The sequence below is a fragment of the Oligosphaera ethanolica genome (genome assembly GCF_030814695.1).
GTDB lineage: Bacteria > Verrucomicrobiota > Lentisphaeria > Oligosphaerales > Oligosphaeraceae > Oligosphaera > Oligosphaera ethanolica.
In genome coordinates, this window is the sequence record NZ_JAUSVL010000001.1 from 3061166 (window position 1) to 3073440 (window position 12275).

The following is a 12275-nucleotide window of genomic DNA, read 5'->3' on the forward strand; positions in this document are numbered from 1 at the left end:
ACGAGATGAATTAGGCGTCCATGGCGTCCATAGCGTCCATAGTGTCCATGGCGTCCATAGTGTCAGAATAGTCCGCAGATGATGGTGCGGAGGGCGCGGCGTCAGGGCGCGAGCTGTTTGGTAGCCTCCAGGAATGCGTCGTAGTAGCGGTCGCCGAAGGTTTTTAGGCTTTCGCTGTTGAAGTGGACTTTGTCGGCATTACTGGTGAGGTCTTTGGAGCTGACGAATGCGGCTGGTGGTAGTTCTTTGGCGACGGCTTGCTGGGCGGCATCGACATTTGTGCGTCCCTCATGCCATGGGCTCCACTGGCTGAGCTGGCCGATGATGAAGGGCACGTTTTGGGCGTCGAGGTCTTGGCGCAGGTCTTTCACGAGGGTGGTGAGCAACGCGTGGTATTGCAGGCTGCGTTCTTTGCCGCAGTCGGCCTCGCCCTGGTGGAAGAGGATGGCTTTGAGGACGCCGTCCTGCATGGCGCGTTTACTGCGGGTGACGGCGTCGTCGTAGGGGTGGCTCTTCGTTTGTTGCCAGAAGGCGCCACGACGCCATTGGGTGATGCTGGAGCCGCCACAGGCGGCTGGGATGAGGCCGATGGTCGCATCGGGGTGATCGGCGGCCATGCGCGCTGCGAAGCTGCGGGCGAGGCCGACGCCGGCCATCTTCTTGTCGTAATGCACGGGATCGACGGCCGGTACCCACTGGCCGTCTTGGTTGAGCATCAGTACACGCTCGTGCGGCGCGTTGTCCGCGGGGTCAATGATGCCACGCCCGGCCATGTTCGACTGGCCAATGAGCAGCACTAAATAGAAATTGTCCTTGGCGGGTAAGGCAACACCGGCGTCTTGCGCCGTGACAGCGGAGCCCGCGAAGAGCAGTGCGGCAAAAACAAGGGCGGATAGCAGGTTTTTCATGGGTGGCGAAGCCTTTGGGGTGATTCGTGATGGATGAAGGGGCGGCGGCTGCGGGCGCAGCGGTAGCTCAGGCGAGCATACACGCAGCGCGGCGTGGTCGTGAAAGCCTGCAATATACCACGGCTTTTTTGTCGCGACGACGCGTCGCGTGGGTGATTTGCGACCTAAGGGTACCGCCTCACGCATTGATACCGGCTGGAGCGTGGGTGACGCTGGGACCGGTTGGCGCTGCACACTAGGGCGAGGACTCACGACTCATATGGCATGGTCCCATGGATTGGACCGTGGGGACTTTCGGGACCGTGGGGAATGACGCAAGGGAGGCCTGGGAGCGCCGCCGTCCGGGCGGCATTGATCCTGGGAGCGCCGCCGTCCGGGCGGCATTGATCCTGGGAGCGCCGCCGCCCCGGCGGCATTCATCTTCGCAAGAGTGCGAGGAAACGCCTATATTGGCCAGTGTCAAAGCCAATCATCAGCCAAAGGAGAATGCACATGGTGCCACGACCGAACATCCTGTTGTTTTTTACCGACGACCAGCGTTTTGACACCATTCGCGCTCTGGGCAATGAGCAGGTCATCACGCCGCATTTGGATGCGCTGGTGGCGCGCGGCACGACTTTCACGCATAATTTCATCCCGGGCGGCACCTGTGGGGCGGTGTGCATGCCCAGCCGGGCGATGCTTCATAGTGGCCGGACGCTGTTTCACCTCGACCGCGAAGGTCAGGGCATTCCCGATGCGCACATCACTCTCGGCGAATGCTTGCGCCAGGCCGGCTACGAGACCTATGCCACTGGCAAATGGCACAATGGCACGGCGGCCTTCGCCCGCAGCTTCGGTGCCGGCGACGAGATATTCTTTGGTGGCATGGACGACCATTGGAATGTCCCGGCCTACCACTATGACCCCAGTGGCCGCTATGATCACGCCTGTCCATACACACCGGACCCTTTTCAGAGCAACGCGCTCAAATATCGCCGTTGTGATCACGTCAGCCCCGGCAAGCACTCGACGGACCTCTTTGCCGACAGCGCGCTGCGCTTCCTGACTGACCACGATACATCGCGGCCGTTCTTCCTCTACGTATCGCTGATGGCGCCGCATGATCCGCGCACCATGCCGAAGCAGTACCGCGAGCTCTACAACCCCGACGATATCGCCCTGCCGGCAAATTTCCTCCCTGAGCACCCGATAGACACGGGCGCTTTGCGTATACGCGATGAGACGCTGGCGGCATTTCCGCGTGATCCGGCGGAGATTCGCCGGCATATCGCCGAGTATTACGCGATGATCAGCCATCTTGACGACGCTTTCGGGCGGGTCATGGCGGCATTGCGAGCGCGTGGCGACCTGGACAACACCATCGTGGTTTTTGCCGGTGACAACGGCTTGGCGCTAGGCCAGCACGGTCTGATGGGCAAGCAGAGCGTCTACGAGCACAGTGTCCGCGTGCCGCTGATTTTTGCCGGGCCTGGGATTGCCGCCGGCGAGCGGCGCGACGGCTTCAGCTACCTCTTGGATGTCTATCCGACGCTGGTCGAACTGGCGGGCGTGTCGGTGCCGGCGTCGGTGGAGGGGCGCAGCCTCCTGCCCATGCTGCGGGACCCGCAGGCGTCCCTGCGAGACAGCCTCTACCTCGCCTATGCTGACAGCATTCGCGGCCTGCGCACTTGCACCCATAAAATTATCGAGTATGCTTGCGGCGAAACGCAGCTCTTTGATCTGCAGGCCGATCCGCTGGAGCGAGAGAACCTGGCGGCGCAGCCCGAACACGCGGCGCTGCTTGCTGAGCTCAGGGCACAGCTGCGCGGCCAGGCCGATGCGTGGGATGACGTCGCGCATCCCGCGGGTAGGGCGTTCTGGACACGCCGGCAGAATGACCTGGGGCCGAAAACGTACTGAGTAATAAGGGGGGACGTCTTACATGGCTTTTTATCTCTATCAGCATTATAGCCTAACCGCGCTTGCGGATAAATTTCAGCGCCTGCGGCGCGAGGGGCCGTACTTTGGTCCGCCCGGTGCTCAGCGTTTTCGGTCTACAGATATTTTTGTGTCTGAGAAGGTGGTAGTGCCGACCTACGGCATGCGTATTTGGCTGACCCAGTATCTGGCACAGCAGTCAGCCGTGGTCGCCAATATCGACTTTCCCTACCCGCGCAATTTTATTGCCGAGGTCCTCAACCGGCAATTCGCCGGGCAGCCAGATTACCGGCCGGAGCTGTTTACGGTCGAGGTCATGGCCTGGCGCATCATGAAGATAATGGCCGCGGCAGGCGCTGCGGACCGCGCGGAAATGCTGTCGGCGCTGACGGCCTATCTGCAGCAGGGTGATGAACGGCCGGCGCTGCGGCAATACGAGTTGGCGCTGCGCATCGCCGGCCTATTCGATCAGTATATGATCTATCGGGCGGATGACCTCGTTGCTTGGCGGACGGCGTTGCCGGTTGCGGACCCCGAGCGCTGGCAGGCGGCGCTGTGGCAGCAACTCCTGGTGACTAGCGACGGCGCGCCACTCATGAGTCCCGCCGATGCCTTTGTGGACTACCTCAAGCTACCTGCTGGGCAGGTGCGAGGCGAGCCCGATTCCGAGCCCGTGCCGGTAGCGGTCTTCGGAGCTAGCACCATGCCGCCGGTGTACTTGGATGTCTTGCGGCAGCTGGCAAACGTCACTGACGTTCATTTCTTCTATCACAACCCCTGTGTTGAATATATTGGTGATCATCCCATGCGGGGGGAAAAGGTCGTGCCCACCGAATTGGACGACCAGGAATATACCAACAAGCTCATTGAGAACTACGGCCTGTTGGGGCGCGAATTTAGCAAAATCATCCAAGACCTCAAGGGTATCTACGAAGAGGGCGAGGAAACAGCCGTCGCGAGCGGCCAGCGTGAGTCCCGTGATACTCTCCTCACTCATATTCAGGATAGTGTGGTTCAGGTGTGCCAGTCAGACGGGCCGGTGGCGGTCGCGCCGACAGATGACTCGCTACTCTTTTTCGACTGCCACAACGCCCTGCGGCAGGTCGAGGTCTTGCACGATCGCCTGTTGGCACTTTTTGCCCGCAATAGCGAGGCAAAACGAGGTGAAAGACTCTATCCCGATGACATTCTGGTGATGGCGCCGGATATCAGTGCCATGGCGCCGGCCATTGCGGCCGTGTTTGATCAGAGCATCTTGAAGGACCACTACGTCATCAGCGACCGGTCGTTGCAGCAGAACAACGCCATTGCCGCGGCCTTTGCGAGCATTATTGACCTCGTTGACGGCCGTTTTGAGCATAGCCGGCTGATGGCCTTGCTGGACGTATCCGCTCTGCGGCGGCGATTCCATTTTGATGACGACGAGACGGATCGTTTACGGGATTGGCTCTACCAGGGCTACGTCTGTTGGGGCATTGATCGCGAGCAGCGCCAGCGGAATAGCGGTATTCCGTTTGACGCTTTTTCTTGGCGGCACGCCATCAATCGCCTGATGCTGGGCCTGGCGCTGGAGGACGTCGATGACGGCGCGGCTGATGGTGTTGCTGGTGTTGCTGGCGCTGCCGCAGCCGTGGCGGTTGCTGGCGGTCCACGCTGGTTGCAGAGCTCACTCACCACCTGGCCGGAGCGCCTGCCGCCATTATGCCTGGCAGATGATACGCAAGGGCGCGCCCTCCTGGGCAATCTCAGTAACTTCCTGGAAAAGCTTGTGGCGAGTGCTGAGACTCTGCGCGAGCCGCGGCCCATTGACGCATGGTTTGAGGCCCTCACGACGCTCCTCAGCGACTTCTTTGCGCCGGACAATGACAGTGCTGCGGATTACGCCGTGGTCATGCAGACGCTGAAAGACGTCGCTCACGCCGCCAAGCAGGCCGGCTATGGCGAGCTCGTGCCCTACGAGCTGATCAAACGGCTATTGCAGGAGGCCATGGCGACGCCGCAGAAGAGCTATCCCTTCATGTCGGGCAAGATCACCTTCTGTTCCTTGCAGCCCATGCGCAGCGTGCCACGGCGGGTCATTGTCATGCTGGGTATGAACGACGGTGCGTTCCCGCGCGTGGACAGCAGAGTCGGCTTCAATATCATGGTGCGAAAACCCCGGCGTTGTGATCGATCGCGGCAATGGGAAGACCGCTATCTCTTTTTGGAGTCCATCATGGCGGCGGAAGAGCGCCTGTGGATTTTCTACAACGGGCGTAATGAACACCGCAAACGCGAGCAGCTGCCGGCGTTGCCGGTCAGTGAACTGCGCGATGTGGTGGGGCGTTCCTTCTGCCTGCCGCAAGAAGGTGCTGCGCCAGCGGGCACGAGTGTCCTCTCGGCGATGACCATCATGGCGCCTTTGCATCCCTACGATCCTAGCTGCTTTGGCGCGCCAGCTGCAGGCCAGCCGCAAACGCTGTTTTCCTTCAATCACCGCTATTATGCCATCGCCAAAGAAATAGCCGCCGGGACCAACTATGTCGCCAAAGCGGACTTCCTGGACGGCATTGGCGACGAGGGCTTGCCGCCACCGGTCGGCAAGTCCCAGGCAGGCATCGATGTCGTCGATCTGGTCAAATTTTTCAGTAATGCCAGCGAGGCTTTCATGGTGAAGACCCTCGGCTTTCCGAGTCGGGAATGGGGCGAGCGTCGTCACGGCGATTTGGAGCCACTGGCGATTGATTCCAGAGAGAAGACGGCCTTACGCAAGCGCCTGGCGCAGTACCAGAAAAACCGCCAGGTGACTGCTGCGGAGTGCGCCAAGCTCCTCCGGCGTTTCCAAGCTGACAACAGCCTGCCGCCGGGCGCGCCCGGCAAGCGCCTCTTTGATGAATGCCTGGCCCAAAGTCGCTTTGCCGACGATGCCACGCAACAAGCCTGGGCCGAGCAAGAGGAATTCACGCTTTCTTGCGATATTCCGCTTGGAGGCGCCGTGCAGACGCTCACTGGCACGGTCCGTTTTCGCCCGGGGATGCTAGCGCAGTGTGTGGAGTGCCTGTTCAGAGCCGATGATACGACTTCTGATCATCGCAAGATCGCGGCCTACATCCGCCACCTGTTTATCCTCGTGGCCGGTGGGGAGAAGGCCCCGAGCCTGAAAACGGCGGTCTATCCTAACGTGGACAGCCAAAAGCCCTTTATCATCCCTTTCGGCTTGACGCCTGACATTGCCCAGGACAAGCTCGCTACGCTTGTCGGTTATTACCTTGCGGGCCTGCGCGTGCCGGCGGCATTTCTGGCAAAAGATCAGCTCAAAAACGCCAAGAGCACGAAAACGCTTAAGTCAAAATGGGAGGACAATACCATCGATCCCTTTTTTGGGCGTTTGTATTCGCCGGATATGAAGAAGGACGATGGCGTCCTTGAGAAGTTTGCGGCCGCCGCCAACGAGTGTTTTGGGGATATAGCCAACATCAAGTAGCGTTGTCCCTGGTTTTGGTTTGTTTTGGCTTGTTTTTCGGATCACCAGCGCCGTTGGCGCATTTTGTCATAGCATGGGGATTGGGGAAAGAACATGAATGAACTCAACGCCTTTAGCTGTCCTCTGGACGGCATGAATCTCATTGAGGCCGGTGCGGGCACGGGCAAGACCTACACCATCCAGACATTGGTGGCCCGCATCCTCCTGGAGCAGGCCGTGCCCATTGAGAAGATACTGGTGGTGACCTTTACGCGTGCCGCCACTGCCGAGCTGCGCGACCGGGTGCACAAGGTCCTCCTCAGTCTGCAAATGGCTGTCAATGGCGAACTCGCTTCGTCGGATCGCGAATATGGGCGCTGCCAGACAATTCTGGATGGTCTGCGCCAGTTGCCGGCCACAGCGCCCTTTTGGGCTAACGCGGCGCCTGATGACGGCACTTTGGCCAAGCGCGCCAGCGGCTTGTTGGCGAATGCCCTGCGGGATTTTGATCAGGCGGCGATATCGACGATCCACGGCTTCTGTCAGCGCATGCTTACCGAGAATGCCTTTGAAAGCGGCATCCGCTATGGCATGGAGTTGCGTAGCGACATCAGCGATGTCAGCAACGCCCTGATCCAGCAGTTCATTCGCAAGGAATTCTATCAGAGTGGCGAGGACGTCATGGCTGTCTGGGATGCCCTCGGTATTACTTGGCAGGAGGCGACGCGCGATGAGGACGACGGGGGAAAAACTTACGGCGATAGCAGCAAAAGCTTCTTTGCCCGCGATATCCAGAATGCGCTGAAACGCCATGGCGTCGACTACTACTGGGGCGAGGAGTTGCCTACGCAAAGCCGGCCGGAGTGCCTGCAGGCAATTCAGCAGACCATGGCGGAGCTGTGCGGGCAGCATGTGGCGTCCTTCGCGCAATTCGCGAAAGTCCTCGAATCTTGCTTGGCGAAGAATAGTTTGACGAAGGAATTGGATGCTATCGCTGCGGTTTTGCGGGGGGGCAGCGGCATTTGCATGCTATCGGCTTTGCATAAAATCCCTCTATACATCGCCAACAAATGCAATAAAACAAAGCGCGGGGAGTTGGCTTCAGCCGTCATCCAATATTCGGATTTGCTCGCCGTCTTTGCCCGTTTGGCCAAGCAGTTGGAGGCCTACCGCAGTTGTTGTTATCGTGATGCCATTGCATTCGTGCAAGAGGCTTTGGCCAAGCAGAAAGAGTGCGATGGCTTTATGACCTACGACGACTTGCTCAACGAGCTGAACGCTCGCCTGCAGGATCCCCAGCGTGGGCCGGCCTTGCGGCAGCTGATCCGCACTCTCTTCACCTACGCGCTGGTGGATGAGTTCCAGGATACCGACCCGGTGCAGTACGAGATATTCCGGTCCGTCTTTGCCAGTGAGGAAGTGCCGCCGGCCAGCGCATGCGGTTTTTTCATGATTGGCGATCCCAAGCAGGCCATTTACAGCTTTCGTGGCGGCGATATCTTCACCTACTTGCAGGCGAAGAATGAAGTCGCGGCGGATCGCCGTTACACGCTCAGCACCAACTACCGGTCGAGCAAGCCATTTATTGACGCCCTCAACGCCTTTTACGAATTCAACACGCCGTGGCCCTTTGCGCATCCCGAGTTGGGTATCGAGCCCATTGAGTCGCCCGAGGACAACTGCGCCGCGCTGCTATTTGACGGCCTGCCATGCCAAAACCCGCTGCAGTTCAATCCGTGGGCGACAAATAAACAGATGGTTTTCGCCAACTGCGTCCAGCAGATTCAGACCATGCTCAAGGACCCGCGCTGGACACTGTTTGACGGCAAGAGTGAACAGCCTCGGCGTCTTGCACCCAGCGATTTTGCCGTGCTTTGCCGTGCCAACGACAACGCGGAGGCTGTTGAGCGACTACTCCGCAGCGAGAAGATCGAGTCGGTGCGGATAGGCACCAGCAACGTCATGCAGTCGGAAGCCGCCAAGTACCTCGAGGCCCTCTTGGATGCTTTGGCCGATCCGGCTGACAGCCGGCTGGTCATTAAGCTGCTGGCGTCGCCTTTCTATGACCTCAGCGCCAAAAGACTCTATGAGCTCAGCAACAGCCAGGACCCTGCTGACTCCCTGATGACCTATCAAAAACACTTTGCGGAACTGGCCGGCAAATGGCATGAACGCTCTTTTTTCCAGATGATGCAGGACTTTTTTGGCAAGGACGAGCAGTCCGTGCTGATGACGCTCTATAAGCATGAAGACGGCGAGCGGTTGTTGGCCGATGTCCTCCATATCGTGGAAATACTCGGTGCCGCTGAGGCCGCAGAGCGCCTGGACCCAGTGGCACTGCGGGCGTACTTCACCCAGCAACAACAATTGGCCAAGGACAAAAAGGGCGATGACAGCGACGACAATGAAATGCTTATTCGCATGGCCACGGAGCGCAACGCTGTTATTCTCTCCACCATCCACGTCAGCAAGGGCCTGCAATACCCCATCGTTTTCCTGCCGGATTTATATACGGTGCCCAAGTTTCCCAATCTGACCTCCCATCAGCCGGCTGGGGACAAACTCCGCGCAGTTTACGACGTCACCAACATTGGCACCTACCAAAAAGACGCAGATCATGAGGCCATGCAGGAAAAACTCCGCGTGTTCTACGTCGCTATCACCAGAGCGCAGTACTTCTGCGCGGTGCAGATGCAGGAAAAAGCCAGCGCTAATGCCCAGAACGTCATGAAATACCTCTTCCGCAATCGCCAAGCCAAAGATGAATTGGCGCTGGTCGCGGCCGGCGACACGGCCGACCTGGCGACGCTGACGGAAGCACTTATCGAAAATGGCTGGGCGCTTCCAGGCCCGCCATGGCCGGAGCAGCTTTACGTGGTTCCGAAACCCGAGCTGGAACTGGATGAGGACGCGGGCGAAGACCCTGCCGACGACGAGGACAGCACTTTCGCTGACGAGCAAGCCGAATCGGCTGACCAGCCACATGCCGCCGCCGCGCAGCCTGGCAACGCGAGCGATGGGGCCCAATCTGCATCGGCGTTGCATAGGCTCCCGACTCCCGATCAGAAGAATATCAACCCATTTTGGTACACCATCAGCGCTACCAGGTTGGAACAACAGCTGATGAGCAAGGCGCCAGCAAAAGCGGGCGACACGGCTGATGCCACAGACGCGACGCCTAACAAGCCAGACACCATGCTGGGCAGTCAACAAGCAGAAAGCGCGGACGAGCACCGCGATGTCGATGGCAACGACAATCTACCCACGAAAAAACTGACTAAGGCCGAGTTTCAGGCGCTGCCGCGCATCTTCCAGCTTAGCCGTGGCAAGAAAACGGGCCTCTGTTGGCACAGTCTCTTTGAGGACCTCGCCTTTGATGCAGACAAGGACGGCATTAACGTGTTGGTGGAGGAAAAACTTCGTGCGTATTCCTTGCTGGAAGAAGAGGGCGATGTCGACGTCGTTGCCGGCATGGTCCGGCAGGTGCTGGGCACGCCTTTGCAGCTTCCCGGTGAGACGACGTTTTTCCAGCTCAACAAGATTGGACGCGAGGACCGGCTTTCGGAACTCCAATTTGATTACTGTCTGGGGGATCGTCATCAGCAGTTGACGCTGAACAAGGCGCAACTGGCGCGCTACAACCTGCCGGACAAGGAAGACTTCAGCGCCGGCCTGGCCCGGGCGCTGACGGGCAGCATCGACCTCGTGTTGCGCCATGGCGGCCGCTATTTCATCGTGGACTGGAAGTCCAATGTCATTGACTACGACATCGCCAATTTCAGCGGTGATGGCCTGCGCGCCGAAATGCGCAAACACGCTTACGGCATGCAGTACCTGGTCTATACCGTGGCGCTCGCCGAGTACCTCGACGACCGCCTGGGGCAGTTCACCCAGGAAGACTACGAGAAGCTTTTTGGCGGCGTTTTCTATATCTTCCTGCGCGGCGTGGATGCCGCCGTGCCTGGCCAAGGCGTCTTTGCCGACCGGCCGGACTACGCGGACATCAGCGCCTTGCGAGCCGTCCTCGGCCGTAACGTCAATAAGGGGGAGTAAGGGATGACGATGATCAACCACAGCTTTTTGGAGCAACTCGAACTGGCCACGCCCTTCTCGACTATCGAGACGGAATTCGGCCGTTTCCTGTGCCGCCTGAGCCGGATGCCGGCAAAGGCCGACAATGACGTGCCGGACGCTGGTGGGCCCTCGGCGTCGGAGGCTGCCGTGGACTATGCCGCAGGTAGCGCCACGGATACGGACACGGACGCCCTTTGGCAATTTCTGGCTCATTTGCTGCTGCGCTATGTCCGGGACGGCCATAGTTGCGTGGATGTGGAGCATTGGCGACAGGCTTTGCTGGCACAACTCCAAAACGAGGATGAAAAGGCCGCGCTGACCGGCGATGCGCGCGATAATTTCCTCGCGACGTTGTCGGCGTTGTCGGCTTCCGCCGTCCATGACGCCATCCGCACTTTGGCCAAAGCGCACCCGCTGATCATTGGCAGCAAGGCCGACGAGGGCACGCCGCTGGTCTTTCAGGGTGATCGCCTCTATCTGAACAAGTACCGTCAGTACGAGTTGGATATTGCCGCGTGGGTGCATCGTGCAATGGCAGTGCCAGGCGTCGCGCCTGTCCCGCTGGCGGAAATCCGCCGCTGCACGGAGTATTTCAGCACGAGCGAGGATAACCCCGATTTCCAGCAGCTGGCGGTGCAGCAGGCACTGAGCCGCCGTTTTGCCATTATCACGGGTGGGCCGGGCACGGGCAAGACCACCGTGCTGAGCGCGATCCTCGCACTGATCTGCCGGGAGCAGCCTGATTGGCGGATTGCTTTGGCCGCGCCGACGGGCAAGGCCAAGGTGCGTATGCAGGAGGCTATCACCGCCGGGGTCGAGAAACTCAGCGCTGACGTATCAGACGAAGTCAAGGAGAAGCTCCTGAGCCTGCCGGCCAGCACGGTACATACGCTGATCGGTCTGCGGCCAGACATGGCCAAGCCCATTTACCATGCGGGAAAGCGTTTGCCCTACGACCTGGTGGTGGTTGACGAGGCGTCTATGGTGTCCTTGCCGAATATGGCGCAGCTGATAAGGGCGCTTAGGCCGGACGCGCGGTTGTTGTTGCTCGGGGATAAGGACCAGCTCTCCAGCGTCGAAACCGGCAGCGTCCTGGCCGATCTCTGCCAATGCCAGACGTTAAAGGGCGCCATCGCGGTCCTGCACAAGAACTACCGCGCCAAGGATAATTGCGTGCTGACCGAGTGCGCAAAACGCGTGGTCGAGACAAAAGACCCCGCCGCTATTGCGCAATTGGCCGAGGACTTTTACACCACGCACGCCGATCCAAGTCAACCCGGCGCGGAATTCAATGCCATTGACTTGCCTGGGGAGAAAAAATTGACTGCGGCCCTGCGGGCGCAGCTCAAAGACTGGGACTTGCTCGCTTGGAAAGACGCCCAAACCGTTGATGCGTGCTTTGCGTACGTTCAGTCGTTCAAGATCTTGGCCAGCAATCGCGAAGGGCCTTTTGGCGTGGTGAATCTCAACAAGATCATGCCCGAGATTATTGGCATCAAGCCCTTTGCCAACGGCACACCACTGATGATTCTGGAAAATGACAAACTGACTGGACTGAATAATGGCGATATCGGCGTTGTCTGGGAAAACCAGGTGCATTTCCCCAGTCCCGAATTGGGCGGCAAAGACTCGAAGAAGCAATATCGGGTTTTTGCTCTCGGCGGTCTGCCGTCCTACGAGTTGGTCTATGCCATGACCATTCATAAATCGCAGGGGTCGGGCTATAACAGGGTACTCATGGTCCTGCCGGAAAAAGACAATCCCGTGCTGACCCGCGAATTGGTGTACACCGGCATCACCCGCACCGAGCTCAAATTCCGCCTGTGGGCACCCAAAGAGGTGCTCAAAACCGCCCTGCTGCGGCCAACCCGGCGCATCTCCGGGCTAGTCGCGGCACTGGACAACGGCGAGGCATAATTGGGGCTACCGAG

Annotated in this window: 5 protein-coding genes; 4 read left to right on the top strand and 1 reads right to left on the bottom strand. The window is 59.3% G+C overall.

The features are described 5' to 3' along the window. Positions 1-101 precede the first annotated feature (101 nt). A complete protein-coding gene (locus J3R75_RS10590) occupies positions 102-908 on the bottom strand; it encodes a sialate O-acetylesterase (protein ID WP_307261494.1) in 807 nt (268 codons plus the stop codon). 492 nt (positions 909-1400) lie between these two features. Between J3R75_RS10590 and J3R75_RS10595 the strand changes: the two genes are divergently transcribed. The 4 genes from J3R75_RS10595 (at position 1401) to recD (ending at position 12261) form a co-directional block, all read left to right on the top strand. Further along, entirely contained in the window at positions 1401-2810 is a 1410-nt protein-coding gene (locus J3R75_RS10595) for a sulfatase family protein (protein WP_307261495.1), read from the top strand. Positions 2811-2832: 22 nt separating this feature from the next. Beyond that, on the top strand, positions 2833-6291 hold the full coding sequence (gene recC, locus J3R75_RS10600) for an exodeoxyribonuclease V subunit gamma (RefSeq protein WP_307261496.1): 3459 nt from the start codon (positions 2833-2835) through the stop codon (positions 6289-6291). Positions 6292-6384: 93 nt separating this feature from the next. Beyond that, the gene (locus J3R75_RS10605; protein ID WP_307261497.1) at positions 6385-10323 is read left to right on the top strand and encodes a UvrD-helicase domain-containing protein; all 3939 of its coding nucleotides are present in this window, start codon (positions 6385-6387) and stop codon (positions 10321-10323) included. A gap of 3 nt (positions 10324-10326) precedes the next feature. Beyond that, positions 10327-12261: an exodeoxyribonuclease V subunit alpha gene (recD, locus tag J3R75_RS10610; RefSeq protein ID WP_307261498.1), complete on the top strand. Its 1935-nt coding sequence runs from the start codon at positions 10327-10329 to the stop codon at positions 12259-12261. Positions 12262-12275: the final 14 nt, after the last annotated feature.

What these genes read in the sequence shown, in the direction of transcription:
- recC (WP_307261496.1), top strand. Translation starts at nt 2,833, where the DNA reads ATGGCTTTTTATCTCTATCAGCATTATAGCCTAACCGCGCTTGCGGAT.
- J3R75_RS10595 (WP_307261495.1), top strand. Translation starts at nt 1,401, where the DNA reads ATGGTGCCACGACCGAACATCCTGTTGTTTTTTACCGACGACCAGCGT.
- J3R75_RS10605 (WP_307261497.1), top strand. Translation starts at nt 6,385, where the DNA reads ATGAATGAACTCAACGCCTTTAGCTGTCCTCTGGACGGCATGAATCTC.
- recD (WP_307261498.1), top strand. Translation starts at nt 10,327, where the DNA reads ATGACGATGATCAACCACAGCTTTTTGGAGCAACTCGAACTGGCCACG.
- J3R75_RS10590 (WP_307261494.1), bottom strand. Translation starts at nt 908, where the DNA reads ATGAAAAACCTGCTATCCGCCCTTGTTTTTGCCGCACTGCTCTTCGCG.